The organism is Aquabacterium sp. (genome assembly GCF_021768455.1).
GTDB lineage: Bacteria > Pseudomonadota > Gammaproteobacteria > Burkholderiales > Burkholderiaceae_C > Aquabacterium.
The window spans coordinates 14,865-39,948 of sequence record NZ_JAIZVX010000001.1; the positions used below are offsets into that span (position 1 = coordinate 14,865).

The 25,084-nt window shown below is 64.2% G+C and carries 21 protein-coding genes; 5 read left to right on the forward strand and 16 right to left on the reverse strand.

Annotation, left to right across the window (positions count from 1 at the left end):
- Positions 1-94: 94 nt before the first annotated feature.
- The 13 genes from QZ994_RS00065 to QZ994_RS00125 all read right to left on the reverse strand — a co-directional run bounded on the left by QZ994_RS00065 (position 95) and on the right by QZ994_RS00125 (position 13,405).
- Positions 95-1,027 carry an FAD-binding protein gene (locus QZ994_RS00065; RefSeq protein ID WP_290866521.1) on the reverse strand — a complete coding sequence of 311 codons (933 nt, stop codon included), beginning with the start codon at positions 1,025-1,027 and terminating at the stop codon, positions 95-97.
- Between the two features lie 14 nt (positions 1,028-1,041).
- Complete coding sequence (locus QZ994_RS00070; RefSeq protein WP_290866523.1) at positions 1,042-1,791, reverse strand: electron transfer flavoprotein subunit beta/FixA family protein; 750 nt, start codon at positions 1,789-1,791, stop codon at positions 1,042-1,044.
- 81 nt (positions 1,792-1,872) lie between these two features.
- Positions 1,873-3,042 (reverse strand): acyl-CoA dehydrogenase family protein, encoded by a 1,170-nt coding sequence (locus QZ994_RS00075; RefSeq protein ID WP_290866526.1) that lies wholly within the window; start codon positions 3,040-3,042, stop codon positions 1,873-1,875.
- Between the two features lie 31 nt (positions 3,043-3,073).
- Complete coding sequence (locus QZ994_RS00080) at positions 3,074-4,240, reverse strand: acyl-CoA dehydrogenase family protein (RefSeq protein ID WP_290866528.1); 1,167 nt, start codon at positions 4,238-4,240, stop codon at positions 3,074-3,076.
- A gap of 39 nt (positions 4,241-4,279) precedes the next feature.
- Positions 4,280-5,161 carry a CoA ester lyase gene (locus tag QZ994_RS00085; RefSeq protein WP_290866531.1) on the reverse strand — a complete coding sequence of 294 codons (882 nt, stop codon included), beginning with the start codon at positions 5,159-5,161 and terminating at the stop codon, positions 4,280-4,282.
- A gap of 160 nt (positions 5,162-5,321) precedes the next feature.
- Positions 5,322-6,575, reverse strand: coding sequence for an acetyl-CoA hydrolase/transferase C-terminal domain-containing protein (locus QZ994_RS00090; RefSeq protein WP_290866533.1), 1,254 nt, complete (start codon positions 6,573-6,575; stop codon positions 5,322-5,324).
- The gene (locus QZ994_RS00095; protein WP_290866536.1) at positions 6,572-7,003 is read right to left on the reverse strand and encodes a MaoC/PaaZ C-terminal domain-containing protein; all 432 of its coding nucleotides are present in this window, start codon (positions 7,001-7,003) and stop codon (positions 6,572-6,574) included. Before QZ994_RS00095 ends, QZ994_RS00090 begins: the two co-directional genes overlap by 4 nt.
- Positions 7,000-7,473, reverse strand: coding sequence for a MaoC family dehydratase N-terminal domain-containing protein (locus QZ994_RS00100; RefSeq protein ID WP_290866539.1), 474 nt, complete (start codon positions 7,471-7,473; stop codon positions 7,000-7,002). The genes QZ994_RS00095 and QZ994_RS00100 overlap by 4 nt, the downstream gene beginning before the upstream one ends.
- Positions 7,470-9,020: an enoyl-CoA hydratase-related protein gene (locus QZ994_RS00105; RefSeq protein WP_290866542.1), complete on the reverse strand. Its 1,551-nt coding sequence runs from the start codon at positions 9,018-9,020 to the stop codon at positions 7,470-7,472. The genes QZ994_RS00100 and QZ994_RS00105 overlap by 4 nt, the downstream gene beginning before the upstream one ends.
- Positions 9,021-9,079: 59 nt before the next feature.
- Positions 9,080-9,877 carry an enoyl-CoA hydratase-related protein gene (locus QZ994_RS00110; RefSeq protein ID WP_290866544.1) on the reverse strand — a complete coding sequence of 266 codons (798 nt, stop codon included), beginning with the start codon at positions 9,875-9,877 and terminating at the stop codon, positions 9,080-9,082.
- Between the two features lie 47 nt (positions 9,878-9,924).
- Positions 9,925-10,692 (reverse strand): glucose 1-dehydrogenase, encoded by a 768-nt coding sequence (locus tag QZ994_RS00115; protein ID WP_290866547.1) that lies wholly within the window; start codon positions 10,690-10,692, stop codon positions 9,925-9,927.
- 52 nt (positions 10,693-10,744) lie between these two features.
- Positions 10,745-11,950 (reverse strand): acetyl-CoA acetyltransferase, encoded by a 1,206-nt coding sequence (locus QZ994_RS00120; RefSeq protein ID WP_290866549.1) that lies wholly within the window; start codon positions 11,948-11,950, stop codon positions 10,745-10,747.
- 9 nt (positions 11,951-11,959) lie between these two features.
- A complete protein-coding gene (locus QZ994_RS00125) occupies positions 11,960-13,405 on the reverse strand; it encodes a 3-oxoacyl-[acyl-carrier-protein] synthase III C-terminal domain-containing protein (protein WP_290866551.1) in 1,446 nt (481 codons plus the stop codon).
- Positions 13,406-13,516: 111 nt separating this feature from the next.
- On the opposite strand from QZ994_RS00125, the gene QZ994_RS00130 reads away from it, so the two are divergent.
- The 3 genes from QZ994_RS00130 (at position 13,517) to QZ994_RS00140 (ending at position 17,067) form a co-directional block, all read left to right on the forward strand.
- A complete protein-coding gene (locus QZ994_RS00130) occupies positions 13,517-15,532 on the forward strand; it encodes an acetoacetate--CoA ligase (RefSeq protein ID WP_290866693.1) in 2,016 nt (671 codons plus the stop codon).
- A gap of 54 nt (positions 15,533-15,586) precedes the next feature.
- The gene (locus QZ994_RS00135) at positions 15,587-16,501 is read left to right on the forward strand and encodes an SDR family NAD(P)-dependent oxidoreductase (RefSeq protein ID WP_290866554.1); all 915 of its coding nucleotides are present in this window, start codon (positions 15,587-15,589) and stop codon (positions 16,499-16,501) included.
- Between the two features lie 101 nt (positions 16,502-16,602).
- Complete coding sequence (locus tag QZ994_RS00140) at positions 16,603-17,067, forward strand: MarR family winged helix-turn-helix transcriptional regulator (RefSeq protein ID WP_290866557.1); 465 nt, start codon at positions 16,603-16,605, stop codon at positions 17,065-17,067.
- 87 nt (positions 17,068-17,154) lie between these two features.
- Here QZ994_RS00140 and QZ994_RS00145 read toward each other — a convergent pair whose 3' ends face one another.
- The 3 genes from QZ994_RS00145 to QZ994_RS00155 all read right to left on the reverse strand — a co-directional run bounded on the left by QZ994_RS00145 (position 17,155) and on the right by QZ994_RS00155 (position 22,456).
- Positions 17,155-18,063: an SDR family oxidoreductase gene (locus QZ994_RS00145; RefSeq protein WP_290866560.1), complete on the reverse strand. Its 909-nt coding sequence runs from the start codon at positions 18,061-18,063 to the stop codon at positions 17,155-17,157.
- Positions 18,064-18,083: 20 nt separating this feature from the next.
- Positions 18,084-19,523, reverse strand: coding sequence for an aldehyde dehydrogenase (locus QZ994_RS00150; RefSeq protein ID WP_290866563.1), 1,440 nt, complete (start codon positions 19,521-19,523; stop codon positions 18,084-18,086).
- Between the two features lie 179 nt (positions 19,524-19,702).
- Positions 19,703-22,456, reverse strand: a complete 2,754-nt coding sequence (locus tag QZ994_RS00155) for a LuxR C-terminal-related transcriptional regulator (RefSeq protein ID WP_290866566.1) — start codon at positions 22,454-22,456, stop codon at positions 19,703-19,705.
- A gap of 345 nt (positions 22,457-22,801) precedes the next feature.
- On the opposite strand from QZ994_RS00155, the gene QZ994_RS00160 reads away from it, so the two are divergent.
- Both QZ994_RS00160 and QZ994_RS00165 read left to right on the forward strand, forming a co-directional pair.
- A complete protein-coding gene (locus QZ994_RS00160; RefSeq protein WP_290866569.1) occupies positions 22,802-23,953 on the forward strand; it encodes an NAD(P)-dependent alcohol dehydrogenase in 1,152 nt (383 codons plus the stop codon).
- A 29-nt stretch (positions 23,954-23,982) separates the two neighbouring features.
- On the forward strand, positions 23,983-25,080 hold the full coding sequence (locus tag QZ994_RS00165; protein WP_290866572.1) for an alkane 1-monooxygenase: 1,098 nt from the start codon (positions 23,983-23,985) through the stop codon (positions 25,078-25,080).
- The last annotated feature ends 4 nt before the right edge of the window (positions 25,081-25,084 follow it).

The following is a 25,084-nucleotide window of genomic DNA, read 5'->3' on the forward strand; positions in this document are numbered from 1 at the left end:
CCGCCCCTGTGAGGCTTGGGCAGGCGGGAGAACACCTGCCCCACAATCTCCCTTGGCAAGGGGGCCTGATGCCCCCTCATACCCAAGGAAGCTGTCACAACGCGCTGACCATCTCTGGCACGGCCTGGAAGAGGTCGGCTTCCAGGCCATAGTCGGCCACGCTGAAGATCGGGGCTTCCCCATCCTTGTTGATGGCAACGATGACCTTGGAATCCTTCATGCCCGCCAGGTGCTGGATGGCCCCTGAGATCCCCACCGCCACATACAACTGAGGCGCGACGATCTTGCCCGTCTGACCGACCTGCCAATCATTGGGAGCATAGCCCGCATCCACTGCCGCACGCGATGCACCCAGGGCGGCGCCCAAAGCATCGGCCAAAGGCGTCAGGGTCTCATTGAAGCGCTCGCTGGAGCCCAGCGCACGCCCGCCGGAGACGATGACCTTGGCCGCGGTGAGCTCGGGTCGATCGTTCTTGGTCACCGCGCGGCCCACAAAGCGCGCACGTCCTGTTTCGGACACGGCCGCCACCTGCTGCACCGCCACGGGCGAGGCCCCGACACCAGCAGGGTCAAAGGCCGTGCCACGCACCGTCAAGACCTTGACCGTGTCGGAGCTCTGCACGGTGGCGATGGCGTTGCCCGCATAGATGGGACGCTCGAATGTATCGGGCGCCAACACCTTGATGACATCGGAGACCTGGCCCACATCCAGTTGCGCGGCCACGCGTGGCGCCACGTTCTTGCCCGATGCCGTGGCCGCAAAAAGGACATGGCTGTAGGCAGGGGCCAGCGCCTGCACCTGCGCGGCCAGGGTCTCGGCCAGGCCCTCGGCCAACTGGGGCGCGTCGGCCCACAGCACCTGCTGCACGCCCTCGACCGAGGCGGCGGCTTGCGCCACGCCCTGCGCCTGATGGCCGGCCACCAGCACATGCACATCGCCGCCAATGGCGCGGGCCGCAGTGACCACATTGAGGGTTGCCGCCTTCAGGCTGACGTTGTCGTGTTCTGCAATGACGAGAATGGTCATGGTGTGTGCGTCCTTCAAATGACCTTGGCTTCATTTTTGAGCTTGGCAACCAGTGCAGCCACGTCGGCCACCTTGATGCCAGCACTGCGCTGAGGGGGCTCGCTGACCTTGAGCGTCACGATGCGCGACGCGATGTCCACCCCCAGTTCTGTCGGCTTGAGAACATCGAGTGGCTTCTTCTTGGCCTTCATGATGTTGGGCAGCGTCACATAGCGCGGTTCGTTGAGTCGGAGATCGGTGGTCACCACGGCGGGCAGGCTCAAGCTCAGCGTCTCCAGCCCACCGTCCACTTCTCGGGTCACCATCAGGCTGCCGCCTTCTGCCTGAACCTTGGAAGCAAAGGTGGCCTGCGGCCAGCCTGCCAGAGAGGCCAGCATCTGGCCTGTCTGGTTGCAGTCGTCGTCAATCGCCTGCTTGCCCAGAATCACGAGGCCGGGCTGTTCGCGATCGACCAGCGCCTTGAGCACCTTGGCCACCGCCAGCGGCTGCACCTCTTCAGCGCACTCGACCAGAATGGCCCGGTCCGCCCCAATGGCCATGGCCGTTCGCAAGGTCTCTTGCGCCTGGGCAGGCCCCACCGAGACGGCCACGATCTCGCTGGCCAAGCCTGCCTCCTTGAGACGCACGGCCTCCTCCACGGCAATTTCGTCAAAAGGATTCATGCTCATCTTGACATTGGCAAGGTCTACACCGGAGCCATCGCTCTTGACGCGCACTTTCACGTTGTAGTCCACCACACGTTTCACGGGTACGAGGATCTTCATAGGAGTCTGGTATTGAATGGAAAAAGACGGTGCGACGTGAGCCCGGATCAGCCCCCGTCCCACACGAGGACGTCCGCCACCTCAGCCCGCAGATTGCCCGCTTCGGTAGTCGGCAAACAGCTTGCGGCCAATGATGTGCTTCATCACCTCGATCGAGCCGCCGGCGATCTTGACGATGCGGGCGTCCGCGTAAGCACGGGCGATGGGGTATTCCCACATGTAGCCCCAGCCACCGAACAGCTGAAGGCATTCGTCCACGACCTTGCAATGCAAATTGCTCAGCCACATCTTGGCCATGGCGGCGTCAACGGCGTCGAGCTCGCCCTTCATGAAGCTGGCGATGCAGGCGTCGGTGAACTGGCGGCCGATGACCGCCTCCGTCTTGAGCTCGGCCAACTTGAACTGCGTGTTCTGGAAGTCGCCAATCGTCTGGCCGAAGGCCTTGCGTTCTGCCGTGTAGGCCACGGTGTAGTCCACCACCGTCTCGGCGACGGTGGCCGAGCGGATGGCCTGTGCCAGGCGCTCTTGCGCCAGCTTGGTCATCATCAACTCGAAGCCCTTGCCCTCTTCCCCCAGCATGGCCGAGGCGGGCACACGCACGTCGTCAAAGAAGAGCTCCGAGGTGTCTTGCGCCTTCATGCCCAGCTTGTCGAGGTTCTGCCCGCGGCGGAATCCAGGCAGACTCGTGTCCACCAGAAACAGCGTCACACCTTTGGCGCCGGCACTGCTGTCCGTCTTGGTTGCCAGCACGATCACGTCGCACATCTGGCCGTTCGAGATGAACACCTTTTGTCCGGAGATCACGAAGTCGTCGCCATCACGGACGGCCCGGGTGCGTATCGCCTTGAGGTCACTGCCTGCATGCGGCTCCGTCATGCCCAGAGAGCCAATGGCCTCGCCCTTCACCATCTTGGGCAGCCATTGCCGCTTCTGCGCTTCGGTACCGAAGGACTTGATGTATGTGGCCACCAGATCGCAATGGATCAGGAAGCCCGGCCCCGTGAAGCCGGAACGGGCCATCTCTTCGAACACCACCACATCGAACAGGTAATCGGCTTCCAGGCCACCGTAGGCCTCGGGCACCGTGCAGCACAGCATGCCCGCTGCACCGGCCTTGAGCCAGACATCGCGCGGCACGATGCCGTCTTTCTCCCACTGCGCATGGTGGGGTGCGATTTCGTTGTCGATGAAGCGCCGCACGGTGTTGCGGAAGGCTTCGTGGTCTTCGTTGAACAGGGTTCTTTTGATCATGGTCTCGCCTTGGCTATGCCGACAGGTGGCTTCAATACGACTTGGGCTGGTCCAGCACCTTTTCGGCGATGAACGACAGGATGAGTTGCTCGGTGATCGGCGCGATGCGCGTCACCGCCACCTCGCGGAACAGTCGCTCCACGTGGTATTCCTTCGCGTAGCCGAAGCCCCCGTGGGTGAAGATGGCTTGCTGCGCACTCTCATAGCCCGCACGCGCGCCGAGGAACTTGGCCGTGTTGGCTTCGGCCCCGCATGGTTGATGCTGGTCGTAGAGCCAGGAAGCCTTCATCGTCATGGCCCATGCGGCCTCCAGCGCCATCCAGCGCTCGGCAAGCGGGTGCTGAATGCCCTGGTTCTGACCGATGGGTCGGCCAAACACCACGCGGTCACGCGCGTATTGCGATGCTCGACGCAAGGCATCGTGTCCGATGCCAATGGCTTCTGACGCAATCAGCACGCGCTCGGGATTGAGGCTGTGGAGGATGTAGTTGAAGCCCTTGCCCTCCTCGCCCACGCGGTCTGCCTCGGGGATGAACAGCCCGTCAATGAAGATGGCATTGGAGTCGACCGACTTGCGGCCCATCTTGGGGATGCGTCGCACCTCGATTTTGCTGCGGTCCAGATCGGTGTAGAAGATGGTGATGCCATCGGTGGGCTTCTTGCAGTCTTCCAGCTTGGTCGTGCGCGTCAGCAGCATGATCTTGTTGGCGACTTGCGCGGTGGAGGTCCAGACCTTCTGACCATGCACCACGTAGCCACCCGGCACCTTCTCCGCAAAGGTCTTGATGGCCGTGGTGTTGAGTCCGGCATCCGGCTCCGTGAAGCCAAAACAGCATTGGTCCTTGCCCTCGATGAGGCGCGGCAACCAGCGCTGCTTCTGATCGGGCGTGCCCACCACCACGATCGGATGTGGACCAAACAGGTTGATGTGCACGGTCGACGCCGCCGCCATGCCGCCACCATGGCTGGCCACCTCGTTCATCATGATGGCGGCTTCGGTGACCCCCAGCCCCGCGCCGCCATATTCGGTGGGCATCGTGATGCCCAGCCAACCGGCCTCGGCCATGGCCTTGTGGAAGGCAAATGGGAATTCGCCATCCTCGTCACGAGCCAGCCAGTACTCGTCGTCAAATCTGCGCACCACGGCAGCAACGCCTTCGCGTATGGCGCGGTGGTCTTCTGAAATCGAAAAATCCATCAGTGCTTCTCCGTCTGGGTCTGTTTGAGCAACCTTGGCTCAGGCGCGCTGTCCGAGCGTGCGCCGGGCCTGCTTGAGGTGGGGGATGTCATACATCGCGCCGTCGATGCTGACCACGCCGGCATCGGGTTGCGCGTCGAACGCGTCCACGATGCGCTGGGCAGCCTGCCGTTCGGCATCGGATGGGGTGAATGCCGCATTGATCACCTCGACCTGATCCGGGTGAATGGCAATGCGTCCGCCAAAGCCACGCCGGCGCGACAGGCGGCATGCGGCCATCAGGCCATCGGCGTCTCGGAAATCGGCATAAAGGGTATCGATGGCGGCCACCCCGGACACGCCGGCCACGCACAGGCACATGGATTGCGCCATCGTGTACAGCGGCGAGAGTGCACCGTCGTCCTCGCGGTTGGAGATGGCACCGATCGCTGTGGACAGGTCTTCGGCCCCCCAGGTGACCCCTGCCAGACGGGGCAGCGGCGTGCTGGCATAGCTGGTCATGGTCAGCATCGAGGCCGCGGTCTCGGTGGCCACCGGCACGATGCGCACGCTGCCAGGCACCAGGCCGGCTCGCACCTCCAGGGCGTCGAGGTAGTGGCTCAGCAATTGCACATCGGCCGCGCCACGCACCTTGGGCAGCATGATGCCGCTCAAACCGGGCACCAGAACCGCCGCAAGGTCGTCCAGCGCCAAACCCGAATCCAGTGGGTTGATCCGAACAAACAGGCGTGCCTTGCTCTGCTCGCCCTGCGATTGCAGGTATTGGGCAGCCGCCTGGCGCGCTGCGGGCTTCTGCGAAGGGGCCACCGCGTCTTCGAGATCCAGAATCAGGGCGTCTGCCTGGCTGCCCTGAGCCTTGGCCAGCTTGCGTTCACTGTCGGCCGGCACAAACAACATCGACCGCATTGGCGTGCAATCCATGCCTGAATCATCTGAAGTCTTGCGTCTTGTCTCCAGCATATGCTGCCTCATCTCCCATACACAACATACGTATTGTATGCATGCGTACGATCATGATCAAGATGTTTTCCCTAGGTGAAAACAGTGAGGATGGTGGGTGCCCGACAGGCGGGCTGAGGCATCACAGGTTGGATGTGATGCGTGACCAGGCTGCCTGCAAGGCGCCTTGATGGCTGGGGGCCGCGATGCGAATCAGCGCCTCGGCACGCTGATGAAGGGACAAACCCTTGAGTTCGGCCACGCCATGTTCGGTGATGACGGTGTCGGCCAGGTGCCTGGACAAGGTGCACAGCCCCTGATCTGGCAGAACGGGCACGATGCGCGACACCGTGCCCCGGCTTGCGGTTGCGCGCAGGCAAATCATCAGGCGCCCGCCTTCCGACGCCCAGGCGCCCTGGGCAAAGGCGGGCAGCCCGCCTGCGCCGGCCATGAGCCTTCCTTCCGCCCGCTCGGCGTTGACCTGGCCAAAAAGGTCGACCTCGACCGCCGAGTTCACCGCCACGAAGCGCGGGATGGCGCCGATGGCAGCCACGCTGTGCGTGTGGCGCACATCCGTGAGCCACAGCGGTTCAAGTTGCGAGGCAAAGTCGTACAGGCCGGCGTCGCCCAGCACAACACCCGCGGTGATCCGGGCGTCATGGTCGAGGGCACCAGCCTCCCACAGGCGCTGCATGGTGCTGGTGACCATGCCTGCGTGCAGCTTCAGGCGACGGTGCTGGGCCAGTTGGGTGCCCAGGGCCAGGGGGACGGTGCCGATGCCGAACTGCAGGGTATCGCCATCGCGGATCAGGCCTGCGGCCAGATGGGCAATGCGCAAATCCAGCTCGCCAGCCTCAGGTTCGCTGTAGCTGAGCAAAGGGCTGTCCGCCTCGCTCCACGCATCCAAGGATGCGATGGGCACGCTGAATGAGCCAGGCGTGCGCGGCATCAAGGGGTTGAGGTGCGCCACCCGGCGCTTGGCCCTGGCCCACACCAAGGGCAGAAAATCTGCGCTCACGCCCGCGCTGCACATGCCCTTGTCGTCAGGCAGACTGAGGTGCGCAAAGGCCACGTCAGGCGCGGGGCCATGTTGCATGACCTGGGCCATGCCGATGTAGTCCGTGCACAGCAGGTCGGCGCGCCCTTCCCTCATGCCAGCGCGCACGTTCGGAGACATGAAGAAGGCAGTTTGCCGAGCCTCAGGGTGCAGGGCAAGGTAGTCGACCGTGTCGATGCCCGGAAACTGCACGCTGGTGAACGTCACGCCGCGTGCCACTTCGGGCTGCGCCAACAACGACCCGGCCAGCAAGCCGGACTGCGCGCTGAGGCCGGGCATGAAGACGCGATCGCCGGGGCGCAGGCTGCGCACCGCATCGGTCAGTGAGGGCACGCTCATGCCTCGGCCTCGGCCACTTCCGCCCCGACATGCGGGGGTGCGCTCAGGCTCACCACCGCCTCACCCGTCACGATATCGACACCCGCTTCGGTACGGGCGCTCACGGTGTAGCGCGCGCATTCACCTTCGATGCCGCCGAGCTGCGCTGTCAACACCAGGCGCTCGCCCCGGCTGGCCGCACCGACAAACCGCGTTTGAAGGCTGCGCAGCCCGTACGGCCCGAACCGGCCGCTGAACAGCCGTGCCACATAGGCCATGGTCAACATGCCATGCACCAGCGGGCGCTCAAAGCCTGCAGCGCTTGCCACCGCCTCGTCCAGATGCAGCGGGTTGTGATCACCGGAAGCCGCTGCATACAGGGCCAGGTCCACCGCAGACACCGGGCCCACCTGCAGCGACAGTTGTTTGGGATAGTCAACGCCGCTCATTTGGCGCGTGCCTCGCCGGCATCTGGCACCGGTTCATTTCGCACCAGGATGGTCTGGGTGCTTTCGCAGGCCACCTGGTTGCGCACCTTGTAGCGCGTGCGCACAACGATGAAGCTCAGCGCGCCGCCACGCTTGTCGTAAAGATCACTGATGGTGCGGCTCATCTCGACCTCATCGCCCACGTAGACAGGCATGAAGTGTTCAAAGCTTTGCTCGGCATGCAGCACCTTGCGAACGGGTACGTTCAGGTGCTGCAGCAAGGTGGCGCTGCTGCAGTGCTCGCTCTCCATGGCTTTGAGAAAAGTGGGGGGAACCGGGCACGCCGGCAATCCGGCAGACTGGGCTGCGGCCCGGTCCCAATAGACCGAATCGGCTTCGCCAATCGCCTCGCAAAACAACTTGACGCGCCAGGCCTCTGCACGCGCCTTCGTGGGCGCGGTGGTGTAGCCAAGGTGGATCTTGTCGATCATGCCAGCGCCTCTTGCACGCGCCCCTGCCATTGAGGCCAGTTGCTGCGCAGTCGATCATCAAAGCCCGATTGCAATTGTCGGTGGTGGCGCCACAGGTAGGTGACCGGCCCGCCTGTCCAGGCCGGGCTGACACCGGCCGCACAGGCAGCCACATCGAGCGTGGCTGCATCCGGCGCCGCCCCCGCATCCAGCAGTTGCAAGGCCACCAGTGCCTGCGCATCCAGCGAAATCGCACCTGCAGAGGCCAGGCGTCGCAGAACGCTGCCCGCATCGCCGCTTCGGTAGGGCAACGCCCCACCCAGTCTGCTGGCCAGCGAGGCCAGGGCGTCGGCCTCGGCCGGTGTGGCCGAAATGATCTCCAGCACGCGCCCATATGGCCCCACCGGGCTGAGCACGGCGCGCGCGCCAGCTGGCTCGACCGAGCGGGGTGCATCGCCCAGGCTTTGGACGTGAACGGTGTGGAAGGCGCCTCGCGAGTCGTTCAACACCAGGGTATCGGGCGCCAGAGAGACGTCTTCCGTGAGGGGCAAGCGGCTCGCGCTCAAAGCCTGAGACCACAGGCTTTGCATGGGCGACAAGGGCCCCACCACGACGGACTCGATCTTCAAGTCGGCTGGGGCCGCCAGGGCGCGGTCGGCGCGCTGGCGATTGAGGAACAGGCTGCGCATCATGTTGGCGGCCACCGGGTCACGCATCAGCCGCAGGAATTGCCGCATCTCGATGGCGCTGGCCTGGGGCACAGGGTGCCGCGCACCCAGCAGCACGCAGTCGATGATGGTGCGGTAAGCAGGGTAGTCACGCAGGTCGGCATCGCTCACGCCATGCTCGCCCGCCAGACGCCGCACGGTCTCACCATCGTGAACAGGCACGTCCATCTGAGCGAGGTGCGGGAACTTCTCGGCGGCATCGAAGGGATGACCCGCGAGCCGGCGCGCCACCTCACGCGCCTTGTCCAGCAACTGGTCCGCAGGCACGGCCGCTTCATAGAGACCACATGCCACCGCTTCGACCGGTTTGATCGAACGGCCGGTGAGCAGCATCGACAAGCCCTGCTCGAATCCCACCAGGCGCGGCAGACGCTGCGTACCGCCAGCCCCCGGCAGCAAGCCCCAGCGCACCTCTGGCAGGCCTTGCACCGCCCGCTCGTCGTCAACGACCACCCGGGCGCGACAAGCCATGGCCAACTCCAGCCCGCCGCCAAGTGCCAGGCCATTGACGGCAGCCACCCAGGGCTTGCTGGACGCCTCCAGGCGCACGAACAGGCGGCCCAGGCGGCCGCACAGATCGAACAAGGCGGGCTCGGGCAGCACCTGCGCGCTGTCCGTGAAGCCCTTGACCATGCTCAGATCGGCACCGGCCAGAAAGGCTTTTTTGCCGGACGTCAGAACCACGGCACGGACAGCCGCTTCGGCATCGACACGGTCCATCAAGGCCTCGATCGCGTCCATCAGACCGGCCGAGAACACGTTCATGGACCGGCCCGGCATGTCGATCGTGGCCAGCAACAGGCCATCAGCCTCTAGGCTGAGCTCAATTGGGGATGACAAGGTGCTCACTCCTCAGGTGGCGGGCGGTTCGCCAAGGTGGCTCGGCCGCCCAGTCGGCATCAACCGGCAAACTTCTTGAAGTCCGGCTTGCGCTTTTCGTTGAAGGCGCGCACGCCTTCCTTGGACTCTTCGCTCTGGTAATAGCCCTTGACGGCGGCCACACCCATGAAGCTGATGCCCCGAATGTTTTCGCTGTCTGCATTGAACGAACGCTTGGCGATCGCGATGGCGGTCGGGCTCAGTTCATTGATCTCGGCAGCCCAGGCCTCGCACTCGACGTCGAGTTCCTCGTGAGGCACCACCTTGTTGACCAGCCCCATGTCCAGGGCTTCTGCAGCGGTGTAGCGGCGGCAGAGGAACCAGATCTCGCGGGCCTTCTTCTCGCCCACGATGCGCGCCAGATAGGCCGTACCGAAGCCGGGGTCCACCGAGCCAACCTTCGGGCCGACCTGGCCGAACTTGGCCTTTTCGGAAGCAATGGTGAGGTCGCAAATGGTGGCAAACACATTGCCGCCGCCAATGGCAAAGCCTTGCACACGTGCAATCACCACCTTGCGGCAGTCGCGGATGGCCGATTGCAGCTCTTCGATCGGCAGACCGACCATGCCGCGAGGGCCATACAGGCCATCTTCCGACAGGTGCACCTTCTGGTCGCCGCCTGTGCAAAATGCCTTGTCACCGGCGCCGCCAAAGATCACGGTGTTGACCGACTTCTCTTCGTCAGCCATGCGGAAGGCCTGGATCAGCTCTTCCACCGTCTGGGTGCGAAAAGCGTTGAACACCTCAGGGCGGTTGATCGTGATGCGAACCGCATTGGGGCCCACTTCGTACAGAATGTCCTTGAATTCCTGGCTCATGATTTCAGTCCTGTCGATGATGTTGATGGGTGCAATGGCCGCTCAGATCAGCCATGCATGCTCAGGCCACCCGAAACGCTGATGGTCTGGCCCGTGATGAATGCCGCGTCGTCGCTGGCCAGGAAGGCCACGAGACCGGGGTAGTCGTCAGGCACGCCGATGCGGCCCAGCGGCACGCCACGCACCATGGCATCCCGGATCTTCTGGCCGGCTTCGCCCGTGCCTACGAAGGCGTCCATGGCCGGGGTGTCGGTGGGGCCAGGGCACACGGTGTTGACGGTCACGTTGTTGCGCGCCACTTCACGTGCAAAAGCCTTGGCAAAGGCGATGGTGGCGCCCTTGCAGCCTGAATACACCACTTCGCCTGACGAGCCCACACGGCCGGCGTCGGAGGCGATGTTGACGATGCGCCCTGCCTTGCGGGCGTTCATACCCTGCCCCACCACATGGGTCATGTGCAGCGGGCCGAAGTAGTTGATCGACACCACCTTCTTCCAGAAGGCCTCGTCGGTCTTCAGGAAGGGCATGGGGGTGTCCCAACCGGCGTTGTTCACCAGAATGTCGGTGGCGCCGGCTGCCTCTTCAAAGCCCGCCACCGCAGCCTGGACGGCGCTGTAGTCGGTGATGTCGCACACGGCGACCACACCCTTGCCACCAGCCGCATCGATGGCTGCCACCGTGTCGGCGGCGCCCTGGGGGTTGATGTCGAACACGCCCACAACGGCGCCTTCGCTGGCCAGACGCAAGGCAATCGCCTTGCCAATGCCGCTGCCGGCGCCCGTCACGATGGCAATCTTGCCTTTCAGTCCTCGCATCAGGAGTCTCCTGTGAATGTAGAAAAAAGGGTAACAAGAACGGTGGTGCGTGTCAGGCACCCTGGCGGCCAATGATGGCGACCGCCGACACGTTTTGATGCGGATGCCCGCCCAGGTTCTGGGTCAGGCCCCGATCGATCCGCTTGAGTTGCCGCGGCCCGGCGCGACCGTGCAACTGCAGGTAAACCTCGTAGACCATGCGCAATCCCGAGGCCCCGATGGGATGGCCGAAGCATTTGAGTCCGCCGTCCGGTTGCACCGGCAGCGCCCCTTGCAGATCGAACATGCCATCGAGCACGTCATGGATGACGCGGCCATGCTCGCTGAAGCCCAGGTCTTCCATGAGCACGGCCTCCGTCACCGAAAAGCAGTCGTGCACCTCGGCCATGTGAATCTGGCTGCGGGGGTCGGTGATGCCGGCGCTGGCATAGGCTCTGGCACCAGCCGTGCGGGCCGTGGCGATGAAGCTGCCATCCCAGTTGTTGAAGCTCGCCTCTTCGCCATTGCTGACCGACAGCTCCAGCGCCTTGATCGTGAGCACCTCGCGGTCGGGCTTCAGGCTGCGGGCAATCTCGGGCGTCGTCAGGATGGCGCAGGCGGCGCCGTCGCTCACCCCGGAGCAATCGAACAGCCCCAGCGGTGCGGCAATGGTCATGGCCTTGAGCACATCCTCTTCGGTGATCTGGTTGCGCAGATGGGCCTTGGGGTTGTGCGCGGCATTGGCATGGCTCTTGATGGAGATGTGCGCCATGGCACGCTTGAGGTCGGACATGCTGACCCCATGGCGCGCCGCATAGGCCGAGGCCAGTTGGGCAAAGGCGCCCGGTGCGGTGGCATTGGGCAGCCACAGGTCGTTGTCCACCCCTCGGGTGCGCACCGGAAGGCCGCCGTACCCCGTGTCCTTGAGCTTTTCGGCGCCCAAGGCCAGCACGATGTCGTAAGCGCCCGATGCCACGGCATAGGTGGCCGCACGCAGCGCCTCGGTGCCGGTGGCACAGGCGTTTTCCACCCGGGTGGCCGCAATGCGCGGCAGGCGCAAGGCCTGGGCCAGCGGCCCGGCTGTCTTGCCCACATTGTTTTCTTCGAGGCACACGCCCAGCCAGGCGGCCTCGATCTGAGGCAGGCCAATGCCGGCGTCGGCCATCGCCTCATTGAAGGCCTCCAGCATGAGGTCTTCTGCACTGCAGTCCCAGCGCTCGCCAAAGCGGGTGCAACCCATGCCGAGAATGGCGACCTTGTCGCGGATACCCGTTGCCATCGTCTCTCCTTAAGCGGTCTGGCGAACGGGTGTCGCCTTCCAGAAATAGCGGCGGAAGCCGCGCTTGTGATCGAACTCCTTGATGCGGTAGACCATGCGCACCGGCAGGCCCACCGCCAACTCGTCTGCGCCGGTGTCCGTGAACTCCATCATCACGCGGCCACCGCCATCAAAGTCGATGTGCCCGAACTGGAAGGGCGGGTGCGGCGTAAAGGCCAGGAAGTCACTGGTGTGAGACAGCACCTTTGCCGACGCATCGGCCAGGCTCACCGGCTCCTGGCTGTCCTGCGCACGGCATGCAGGGTTGACACACAGACGCGTCGAAGGGAACTGCACCGTGCCGCAATGTCTGCAACGGCCACCCTCGAAGTGCGCCACCCGGGCCTGCTGCCGCCAGGCGGCGGTCAGCGCGGTCTTGTTGTCCATCTCGGCGCGCATGCCCCACTCCGGCTCGTACTGCCGGGTGAATGACAGGTACTTGAGGTAACTGGTTTCTGCCTGCCCGGAGCCGGGCACCGTGCCGGAGCAAGCTTGCGCGGTTCGACGCAGCAGCAGCGCATCACAGCCATTGGCAAAGCTCAACAACAGGATCCACTCGCCGTCGCTGGCCAGACGCACGGCCGTGTCCAGCATGGCCAGGGGCTGCGCGCCGCCCAGATCGCCCACCTGCTCTGCCTCGGTGGACACCAGTGCCGTGTCGGGAACGCCCAGCTTCCTGGCGACCGCCGCGTTGATTTTCGAAATGGGCGCAGGCATGACGAAGTGCCGGATGTCGGCAGCCGCCACACCGGCCTGAGCCAGACAAGCTTTCGCAGCCTGGAGGGCGATCTTCATGTAACCCTCTTCACGCACCCAGCGCTCTTCCCACTGGTAGTCGTGATCCTGACCGCTTTCTCTGAAGTGATCAACGAAATCCGCCTGGATGGAAGACGACGCCACAAAGGTCGCCACCGGGTTGCCCTCGCCCACCAGGGCGGCGGCCGCACCATGCCCGGTGATCAACTCCTGCGCACTCGCAGGGCGAGGAACTCGGCACTCCGCCGCCACCAGCAGATGGCGAACCGCCGAGGGCTGCCGCAAGGCTTGCACCAACTCGATGGTGGCCGCACGTGCGGACGAGGCCACATCGCGCGCCACCGTCTCGCCTGGCAGGCCCAGCGCGGCCGCGGCCACACCGGCGTTGAGGCGGTCGGCAAACGGGAGGGTCGTGGAGGCCAGGGTCAACTGCCCGGGCAAACCCTCAGCCAGCCCATTGATCAGCAGCCTGGCGGCTTCCACCGTCATGGTGATGACGTCCTCATCCCAATTGGCCATGGCACGCTGCCCTTTGGCCAGGCTCCTGAGGCCTGGCGCCATCCAGCGGTGCAATGCCACCACCTCGCTGCGCTCAAGTCGCAGATGTGGCACATAGCGGGCAGTGGCCAGCAAGCCGAAGCGTGTTCCTGTCTGGTTCATGGCAGCCGTTTGAATGAATCTTGCAATATTTGATGATGTGGCTGATGATACACTAGCGAACCGTAATCGCAATGGACTTTGATGTGATTCAGGCCAGGGTTTCCCCTGCCACTGAACGCAGACAGCAGGAGACAGCAATTGCAAGCCAATACCGTCAAGCTACGCGAGTGGGTCAATGAACGACAGGGCCTGAGCCTGTCGTCCTACGAAGCGCTGAGGTCGTGGTCGGTGACCGAGCCCGACAAGTTCTGGTCCTGCCTGTGGGCCTACTTCGACCTGCACTCACAAGCCCCTTTTGCACACGCCATCGCCGAACCACGCATGCCGGGCGCCGTGTGGTTCGAAGGCGCCAGGGTGAACTACGTCGAACAGGTGATGCGCCATGCCCAGGACGAACGCCTGGCGGACACACCTGCCGTGATCTTCCGCAACGAGCGCATGCAACAGGAGGGCAAGACCATCCAGATTGGCTGGCGCGAACTCGCAAGCCGCGTTGCGCACATCGCCGGCGCCCTGCAGGCCATGGGCGTCAAGGAGGGAGACCGTGTGGCCGCCTACCTGCCCAACACGCCAGAGGCCTTGATCGCCTTTCTGGCCTGCGCATCCTTGGGTGCCATCTGGAGCGTTTGCGCGCCGGACATGGGCGTGGGCACCGTGCAAGACCGCTTTCGTCAGATCCAGCCCAGTGTGCTGCTGGCCTGTGATGGCTCGGTTTACGGCGGCAAGGTGGCCGACCGCCGACCGCTGATCACGTCGCTGCTGCAAACCTTGCCCAGCATTGCGCACCTGGTGCTGGTGCCCGTGCTTCAGGCTTCAGGTGGCCCCGAGGCCCCTTATGTGCCTGACAACTGGCATGGACAGTTTCACCAATGGGCGGAATGCGAGGCCTGCCCCACGCAAGTGGCACCTCAGGCCGTGGCCTTCCACCACCCACTCTGGGTGGTCTACAGCAGCGGCACGACGGGCCTGCCCAAGCCCATCGTGCATGGCCATGGCGGCGTGATGCTCGAAATGCTCAAGCTGCATCACTGCCACCTCAACCTGCTGCCAAGCTGGGAGGCGAACGACCGCCTGCACTGGTACAGCAGCACCGGCTGGGTGATGTGGAACCTGCAGATGTCTGCGCTCCTGCAAGGCACCACCATCTGTCTGTACGACGGCCACCCGTCCTTCCCGCAGGCAGACACCCTCTGGCGCTTTGCTCATGACCTGAAAGTCACCTTGTTCGGCGGCGGCGCCGCCTATTACACAGGCTGCATGAAGGCGGGCGTCGACCCCCATGCACTGGGCCTGAGCGAACACATCCGCACGCTCGGCTCGACCGGCTCCCCCTTGCCGCCCGAAGGCTATGCATGGGGGCACGCCGCCGTCAGGCAGGACGTATGGTGGGCGGTCATCTCGGGCGGCACCGACATCGCCAGCGCCTTCCTGGGCGGCACACCGGAGCTGCCCACCATCCCCGGCCAGATGCAGGCACGCTGCCTGGGTGCCGACGTGCAAGCCTGGGACGAAAACGGCCAGCCGCTCACCGATGCCGTGGGCGAGCTGGTGTGCCTGCAGCCCATGCCCTCCATGCCCGTGAAGTTCTGGGGCGACGAAGGCCACAAACGCTATCTGGACAGCTACTTTGATGTCTACCCTGGCGTCTGGCGCCATGGCGACTGGCTGCAAATCACCCCCAGCGGCGGCACCATCATCTACGGCCGCAGCGACGCCACGCTCAACCGCCACGGTCACCGCCTGGGCACCAGCGAGGTCTACCGGGTGGTCGAAGCCGAGCCCGAGGTGATCGACAGCCTCGTCGTCGACATCGAGTTCCTCGGCAAGCCCAGCTACATGCCCCTGTTTGTGGTGCTGAAGCCGGGCCTGGATCTGGACTCGGCATTGGTTCAACGCCTCAAGCAGCGCATCCGCGAAGGCCTGTCGCCCCGCTTCGTGCCCGACGACATCGTGCAGGTCGAAGCCATCCCTCGCACCCTGACCGGCAAGAAGCAGGAGCTGCCCGTCAAGAAACTGATGCTGGGCCGCGACCTGGCCGACGTGGTCAACAAGGACGCCTGCGCCAACCCGCAGGCATTCGACTGGTATGTCGACTTTGCCAAGGCGCGCGCGCGCCAGGCCGGCTGAGCCCCGTTCAGTCAAGCCCTTCCCTATCAACCTCTATCAAGTTGGAGACAGACAATGAGCAAGCATTTGCAAGGCCGCGTGGCCCTGGTGACTGGCGCAGGCCGCGGTGTGGGTCGGGGCATTGCCCTTGAGCTGGCGCGCCAGGGCGCAGACGTGGTCGTCAATGACCTGGGGGCCTCGCTGGATGGCAAGGCCGAAGCCGAACAACCCGGTGCCGCCGTGGTGGCCGAGATTCAAGCCATGGGCGGACGCGCGGTGGTCGACGGCGGCTCCGTGGCCTCGTGGGACGACGCACAGCGCATGGTCGATCTGGCCATCAAGACCTTCGGCCGCATCGACATCGTCGTCAACAATGCCGGGATTCTGCGTGACGTGATGTTCCACCGCATGGGCGAGGCCGAATTCGACGACGTGATGGCGGTGCACATCAAGGGCTCGTTCAACGTCAGCCGCGCCGCAGCACCCCACTTCAAGGCCCAGAACAGTGGCGTCTTCGTGCACATGACGTCCACCTCGGGCCTGATCGGCAACTTTGGCCAGGCCAACTACAGTGCTGCCAAACTGGGCGTGGTGGCCCTGTCCAAATCGATCGCGCTGGACATGCAGAAATTCGGGGTGCGCTCCAATGCCGTGGCGCCCTTCGCCTGGACGCGCATGATCGACTCCATCCCGGCCGAAACGCCAGAGCAGAAAAAGCGCGTCGAGGGGCTCAAGAAACTGGACGCCGACAAGGTCGCGCCCTTTGTGGTGGGCCTGTGCTGCGACGGCGCCAGCCATGTCAGCGGGCAGGTCTTTGGCGTTCGCAACAACGAGATCTACCTGTTCAGCCAGCCACGCCCCATCCGCAGCGCCCACCGCAGCGAAGGCTGGACGCCCGACAGCGTGCTGGAGCAGGCCATCCCCATGCTGCAATCGGACTTCTACGCACTGGATCGGTCCGGCGATGTGTTCACCTGGGACCCGGTCTGAGCCATGCCAAGGGAAAGCCTGGCGCATGTCGGCGCCATGACAGTTAAACTATGTGCATGTAAACAGTCATGGACCCGCACTTCTGCAGCGGTCTATACCTCATGTCCGAAGCCAAGCACAGTGTGGACTGGGAGCTCAAGTTGGGCTTCCTGATCCATGATGTTTCCCGCTTGCGGCGCAGCGCATTCGACCGCTGCCTCAAGCCCCTCAATGTGACCAGGTCCCAGTGGTGGGTGCTGGCCTACCTGTCGCGCGAAGACGGCATGACCCAGGTCCAACTTGCGGAAGAGCTGGATCTGGGCAAGGTGGCCATCGGGGGCCTGATCGACCGCCTTGAAAAGACCGGACTCGTGCGACGCGAGGCCGATGCCAACGATCGTCGCGTGAACCGGATCTTCCTGGAGCCCAAGAGCAAACAGCTCATCAGCAAGATGCGCAAGGTCAGTCACCAGCTCAATGCGACCATCCTCCACGGCATCAAGGATGAGCAACTGAACTCGACCGCTGCCACGCTCGACACCATGAAGAGCAATCTGCTGAGCTATCTGGCAGACAGCGAAGCCTGACGACGCGCCAAACAGACCCTCACCAAAGCAAAGCGGCCTGCCTCGCCATGAGGTACAGGCCGCTTTCTCCGTGTGACGAAACTTCGCTCAGGATGTGCTGCGCAGCGCCTTTTCCTGCACGGCCTTGCCACGCACCAGCGCCTTGGCTTCGGCCCAATCTTCGGGGGTCAGTTTGCCCAGCTCCGCAAAGGTGCTGGGTGCTGCCAGGTGATGGCCCCCGTCAATGGCGATGTTGTGCCCGGTCAGGTACTCGCAGCCATCTGCCTGCAAGAACGTCAACAGATTGCACAGTTCGTGCATGCGGCCAAAACGCCCCATCGGAACCTGCTCCGATGAGGCTGCTCCCACATTGGCCTTGGGAATGGGCGCCAGCTTTTCCCAGGCACTTTCCGTGGGGAATGGCCCTGGCGCCACGGCGTTGACCCGGATGTTGTGACGCCCCCACTCCACTGCCAGCGACATGGTCATGGCGTGCAGCGCACTCTTGGACATCACGGACGGCAGCACATAGGCAGAGCCGGTCCACACCCAGGTCACCAGCATGCTCACCACCGAGCCCGGCAGACCTTGCGCGATCCAGCGACGGCCACAAGCCAGGGTCGAATACAGCGCGCCGTCCATGACGGTGGAGCGCACCGCCTCAAAGCCACGAGGGCTGATGTCAGCCGAAGGCGAGATGAAGTTGGCCGCGGCGTTGTTGATCAGGCCCGTCAAGGGACCGTCCTGCCAGATGCGCTCGACCATGGCATCGATCTGATCGGCGTCACGGACATCGCAAACATGGCCATGGATGTCACCGCCGTGTGCCGCGGTGCAGCGCAGCTCCGCAACGGCTTCTTCCAGCACGGCACCTCGGCGACCGCAGATGTAGACCACGGCGCCCGAAGCGCTGAAGGCGCGGGCCAGTTCCTTGCCAAGGCCAGTGCCACCACCGGTGATGAGGATGCGCTTGCCCGCCAGGGCGTCTGGGCGCAAAGGGCTGATGTTTGGACTCATGTATCTTCCTTTCAAAAGGGTCAGCCCATCGCGTAGATGGACTTGAGCTGCTGGTAGGCCGCGATGGATTCAGGCCCCATCTCGCGTCCCAATCCACTGGCCTTGATGCCGCCAAAAGGCGCATTCAGATCAGGCAGATAGCCGTTGATGCCGATCGTGCCGGTCGCCACGCGGCGCGCCACACGCAAGGCCCGCTCGCGGTCTCGCGACCACACGGTGCCCCCCAGACCGAAGGCCGAGTCATTGGCGAGCTGGATGGCCTCGTCGTCGCTGCCATAGGCGATCAGTGACAGCACCGGGCCGAAGATCTCCTCACGCGCAATCGTGGCGCTGTTGCTGACATCGGCAAAGACCGTGGGTTGCACGAACCACCCTCTGTCTCGCGAAGCAGGACGCCCCCCGCCAGTCACCAGCCGAGCTTCCTGCTTGCCGATCTCGATGTAGCGTTCGACGCGGTTGCGATGCATGGCAGAGCCCATCGGGCCGATCTGGGTGTTGCGGTCCAGCGCATCGCCCACCACATACGACGAGGCCGTGGCGGCCACTGCGTCCACGACTTCCTTGTAGCGCGCGTTCGGAACCAGGATGCGCGTGCACGAGAAGCAGGCCTGGCCATTGCTGAGCAAAGAAACCGAAGGCATGCCGCCAATGAAGGCATCCAGATCGGCGTCGTCCAGCAAGATGGCAGCCGACTTGCCCCCCAACTCCAGGCTGACTGGGCGCAGCAGCTTGCCGCAGGCCTCGGCAATCGCCCGGCCTGCACCGGTCGAGCCCGTGAAGGCGACCTTGTCGACGCCTGGATGCGACACCAGGTAGGCGCCCAGTTCACGCCCACCCGGCACCCAGTTGACCACGCCTGGTGGCAGCCCGGCCTCTTCGGCAGCCTGCGCCACGATGAAGCAGTCGAGCACGGTCTCGGGCGAGGGCTTGAGCACGATGCTGCAACCGGCTGCCAGCGCTGGCCCGATCTTCATCAGCGACAGGATGACCGGGAAGTTCCAGGGCACGATGGCGCCCACCACCCCAACCGGCTCGCGGCGCACTGTGGTGTTGAAGCCCAGCGGCGACGGACGGCTTTCTTCTGCGTCCAGCGTGCCGGCCAGGCTGGCATAGTAGCGCAGCACGGCCACGGAATAGCTGCTCTCCAGTTGTTCTGCCGTAGCGATCGGCATGCCGTTTTGCATGCTGACTGTGCGTGCAAGTTCGCTGCCCCGTTTTTCCAGGGCATCGGCGAAACGCGACAGACACTCACCGCGCTCTGCGCCGCTCATCGTGCCCCAGGCCGTTTCGGTCAATGCGCGACGGGCCGCACTCACCGCAGCATCGATGTCCTGCTGATCGCCTTCCGGCGCACTGCCAACCACGTCTTCCGTGCTGGCGCTGATGGCCTCGAACCGCGTGCTGGAATGGGGCTTCACCCATTGGCCGCCGATGAACAAGGCTTGGTGATGTGTGCTCATGAGGGTCTCCTGACGCTGGCGCCCATGCACCAGCAGCGACTGCCGTGTTTTGCGGTCAGGCTGATGTGCTGCCGCAGTGAAAGATCGAGTGCGACGCGAAATTGTCGTTCGCATGCGTACCATATGCTAACACTACCAATTTGCAGCCACACTGGCAGAAACCCCCGAGCGCTGGTGCGTCAGGCGCTGCCCAGCAACTTGAGTGCGCGAGCCCTGGCCAGCGCCGCAGAGCGACTGCCGACGCCCAGCTTGGCGTAGAGGTTGCGCAGATGCCACTTCACAGTGGGCAGCGACAATGACAGCCGATCGGCCATCTGCAAGTTGTTGAGCCCCTGGTCAAGCAGGGCCAGTATCTGCAGCTCGCGCGCCGAAGGCGCCTCAACGTAGGCCACGCCCTCTTCCGTCTGTGGGCGGCTTGAATCAGCCCCGTCGGCGGTTGCACTGACATGCGCCATCAGACGCCCCCACAAGGCCAGCTCCGAGGGCAAGTTCAGGCCCAGATCCTTGTCCTTGAGTTGCAAAAGCCACGCGCTCAACCAGTTGATGCGCGCAAGGAAGGGCGACAGCAAACGCCCGGGTGCCGCCATGGCCAAGGCGAGCGACAAGCTGCGTTGCGCTCTGTTGAAGTGCCGATCGCGCACATGGATTTCCGTTGCGGCGGCCAGCAACTCGACCTGATCACGCATGCGGTGCTGCCCCTGTGCGGTGCGCAGACGCTGCTCGATCGCGTTCAGCGCAGCCTCGTGCTGCCCCTGTGCGATCAGGACATCGATCGATGCCATCATCCAGTCGCCTCGCTCCGGCATGCTCCGGTCGCGGCCCAGCTGACACCGTGCGGCCAGTGCCTCGGCTTCGGCCAGGCGCCCCAGTTGCACGCAGCGGCGCACACGGCTAGCGGTCAGGAATTTCAAGGCCCGTGCCGGGTAGCTCAAGGCGATGCGCTCCAGCATGGCAGACGCCAGCATCTCGTCGCCCTCACCTTGCCACAGTGCGGCGCAGGCACTCAGACCCTGCTCGGCGCTCGTCATCACACCCTGCAAGGTCGAACAACTCGTGCTCATCTTGGCCACGCGCCTCGCCCGATCGGTGAAACCCAGATCGCGCAGCGCCCCCACATGCACAAAGTCGATGGCGTCCAGAACATGCACGTCCGCGCCGATCAGGTCAACCACCTTGGCTCGCACCGCCTGCAAGAGCTGATCGGCCAGATCGGGTCGCCCCTGCGTGATTTCCGCACAGGCGCGCACGATGGCGACCCATGCCATGCCCCAAGGGCTGCTGGATCGGTCGATCACCGCCTGCGCCTGCGTGAGGTGTTGAGCGGCCACCATCAGGTCGCCATGGTCGATTTCAGTCATGGCCAGCAGGGTGATGGCCGTGGCATGACTCAGGGCATCACGAGGGCAGTCCCTTTCCAGCCAGGCGCTCGCGCACGCCCGCGCCTCGGGCAAGCGATCCAGGTACACATTGATGATGAGGCCCAGGAATTCGGCCCGCGCCTGCTCACGCACACCGGCCTGCGCAAGGCCCTGCACGCCAAGGCGGTCCAGTGCCTTGCTCGCGCGTTCGTACTGCATGGTATGGCAGAGCGCCCAGACATACCAGCCATGGGCTTCGCTCGAGATGTCTCCGCCGATGGCCATCAGACGGTCGGCCCAGGTGATGAAGGGCGCCATCCGATCCTGGTCGCCCACCACCACGGCCGCCACGCGATCCAGAAGCTGCTCAGCCAGCACCACCGCCTGCGCATCCAGCGCGATGGGCAGTGCGTTGATGTCGTCACCCTGTTGTGCATGCCAGCTCGCAGCACGCTCAAGCACTTCACGTCGGCGCTCGCCACTCAGGCGATCCCTGCCTTCCGCCAGCAAGAACTCGCGCAGCAGGGTGTGGAAGCGCAACCACCGCCGATTGCGGTCCAGTGGAAAGATCAGCACATTGCGCGCCAGCAGATCATCCAGCCACGCCCTGGCCTCTGAGCAACCCGTCATGTGCGCGGCCAACTCGACGCTGAATTCGCGAAGCGGCGCGATCTCGAGCATGAACTGCACCTGTTGGTCGTCAAAGCCGACCAGCACTCGCCGCGCCAGCAGGCGGGCGATGTCGATCTGGTCGCCGCCAAAACGCGCCAGCACCCCATCGAAATCCAGATGGGCGCCCTCCCCCTGCAGCCGCTGCTCCCCAGACATCAGCACCTGCAACAGCCTCAGCGCCGTGGGCCAGCCTTCTGTTTGCGCCTCGATGCGCTTGAGCAGACGCTCGTCCAGTTGCACCAGGCCGGCCTCGGCAAACAGGCTGGCCACGCCTGACTGGTCCATGCGCAGATGAGGCACGCCCAGCTCCAGCGCCGACAACTCGAGCTTGGCGCGCACCATGTCGATGGGCAGTTCACGCGTGCTGGAAACGACGATCTTCAGATGAGGGCCGCTCTGAAAGATCAGGCGATCCAGAAAGGCCGGCAATTGCGGGTCACGACAATAGCCCAGGTTGTCGATGAACAGCACCACCTCTGACTCGAGCTGATTGAACTGCTCAAAGATGTCGTCGCGCGCCACGCCGCGGCCAGACAGCGCCTGAAGCATCGACGCCGGCTCGCCCAGGCTGAGCAAGCAGGCATGCGACATGGCAATCCGCAACAGGTAAAGAAGCGTCGAGAGGTCCGTGTCGCGGTCATCGAGTGTGACCCACACGCCACGCCGCCCCTCGTTGACCAGCTGCTGGTGCAGCCGCGTCAGCAATACCGTCTTGCCATAACCCGATGGTGCCGTCACCAGCACCAGCTTGGGCAATGGCTGCAACTGCTGCAGCGCAGCCAGCGCACGGGTGTCCACGGCATCGAACTTGAAAGTCGGGGGAGCGATGCGCGTCTCGTGCGCGACGACATCCTGCTCGCCAGCCTGAACGGCGCTGACCAAGCCGGCAAAGGTCTCACCCATCACATGAACCCCAAATCATTACCGTGCTTACCATGCACATGCATATCATATTCGACATGCAGGCATCACGTGCCGCAATCCGGGTGACCAATGCGCGCAGACCGACAAAGAGACGGCCATCTCGATGTCGAGCGCAAGGGTTTACACCCAGTTGAGGTCGCCAGCCGCAACGGGCCCGCTCCGATGCTAGCGTGCGGCCCACCAAGACTCAAGCGGGATTGCGCGGGGGCCGCGTCATCCGATGCAGGGATAGCCCCTCCTCCACCCCTCCTTAGGGATGGTGCTTTGCATGGCTGCGCCGGCATCCAATGCAGGACACCACACATCCGCACAAGAAGGAACGCCATGAACGCCCTGGTCGACGGCTCACCGCTTCAACACACAGCCTCGGCACGCCGCGCCCGCGCTGCCCTGGCTCGCCGCCCTCAGACGCCCCTGCTCCTGGAAGACATCGACGTGGCCGAGCCCCGCGCCGACGAGCTGCTGGTCCGCATGGTGGGCAGCGGCATTTGCCACACGGACATCGTCTGCCGCGATGGCTTCCCTGTGCCCATGCCCATCGTGCTGGGGCATGAGGGCGCTGGTGTGGTCGAGGCGGTTGGCGCAGCCGTCACCGGCTATGCCCCTGGTGACCACGTGGTCATGTCCTTCAACTCGTGTGGCAGCTGCGCCAACTGCGAGAGCCACGAACCGGCCTACTGCCATCAGTTTCTGGGCCTGAATTTTGGCGGGGCCTTCCAGGATGGTCGCGCCACGCCCTTGAGCCAGAACGGTGAACCGATCTTCGGCAATTTCTTCGGGCAGTCATCGTTTGCCTCGCTGGCCATCGTGCGTGCCAGCAATGCGGTGAAGGTAGACAAGAGCCTTCCGCTGGCGATGCTGGGCCCGCTGGGTTGCGGCATCCAGACCGGCGCCGGCGCTGTCATGAACACCTTCAAGCTCAAGCCCGGGCGTGCCATCGTGGTTTTTGGCGGCGGTGCGGTCGGCCTGAGCGCCGTGATGGCGGCCAAGGCGCTCAAGGCCAGTGCCGTGATCCTCGTAGAGCCCAACAGCCAGCGCCGCGCCCTGGCATTGGAGCTGGGCGCCACCGCCACCATCGACCCGCTGGATGGCAGCGACACCCTGGCGGCCATCCGCGCAGCAGGGGGCGGCACGGGCGTGAGCTACGCCCTCGACACCACGGGCATTCCGTCGGTGGCCGCCACGGCAACCGAGGTCTTGTTGCCCAACGGACAACTCGGCCTGATCGGCATCCCACCACCGGACGCGCACTTCCCCATGTCGATCATGAGCGCCTACGTGAAGGGGATTGGCATCAAGTGCATTGTCGAAGGCGACAGTGACCCGCACACCTTCATTCCCCAATTGATCGCACTCCATCAAGACGGGCAACTGCCATTTGATCGCTTGATCAAGACATTCCCCTTCGAGCAGATCAACGAAGCCATCGCCTCATCAGAGAACGGCTCGGTCATCAAGCCTGTCGTGTTGTTCTGAACCCGTTTCATCTCGCACTGGAGACCAATATGTGGGACTACATCAAATACTACCTGGCACCGTTGACGCTGGTGTTGGCCATCGCCGGCATGCTGCATGGCGGTGCCTTCGTGTGGACCGGCCTGGCCATGCTGCCCCTGCTTGCCGTGATCGACAGCCTGTTGCCCCCTGATCTGGCCAAACGCCAGATCAAGAACCGCACGCTGGCCTTCATTCCCATCTGGCTTTGCACGCTGCTTTGCCCGACCCTGTACGTGGTCATGGCCTGGGTCGTCGCGCACCAGGCGCTGAGCGGCTGGGAGATCACAGGCCTGGTGATGAGTTGCGCCTGGCTGTCGGTCCTGCCTGGCGTGACGGCCTTTCATGAGCTGTACCACGCACGCGGGCGCATTGGCCGCACGGTCAGCCGCTATGCGCAGGTCTGCTATCTGGATACCACGCGCATGGAGGCTCATGTGGTGAGCCATCACCGTGATGTCGGCACCGCCGAAGACGCGGACACCGCCGCCCGAGGCGAGACGCTCTATACCTTCGCCGGGCCTGCAGTGATCGAGTCCACCCTGCTGGCACAGCGCATCGAATCCGACAACCTGGAGAAGCGCGGCTACGGACGCTGGTCCATCCGCCACCACCTGTGGCGCGCGATCCTGGCTCAGGTCATCTTTCAAAGCATGCTCTTTGCAATCGGTGGCTGGCAGGCCGTTGCCATGGCTTTGACTGCGATGGTGATTGCACGCTATTGGATCGAGACCTTCAACTACTTCCAACACTACGGTCAGGTGCGCGTGAGCGGCACCCCCATCGAGAAGCGCCACGTGTGGAACCACTTTGGCACGCTCTCTCGCCTGGTGGCTTTTGAGATCACCAACCACGCCGACCACCATCTGAACTCCTACCTGGCGTTTTACGAGCTGGTGCCGCACCGCGAGTCGGTGCGCATGCCCAGCGTGTTCGTGTGCTTCTTTGCCGCGCTGATCCCGCCAGTCTGGTTCAACATGATCATCAAGCCGGCCCTGCGCGAATGGGACGCCCACTACGCCACCCCTGAAGAGCGCAAGCTGGCAGCCGAGCAGAACCGAAAGGCCGGCTGGGAAGACTGGTCTGCGCAGCCCGCAGCCTCGCACTGAGCGC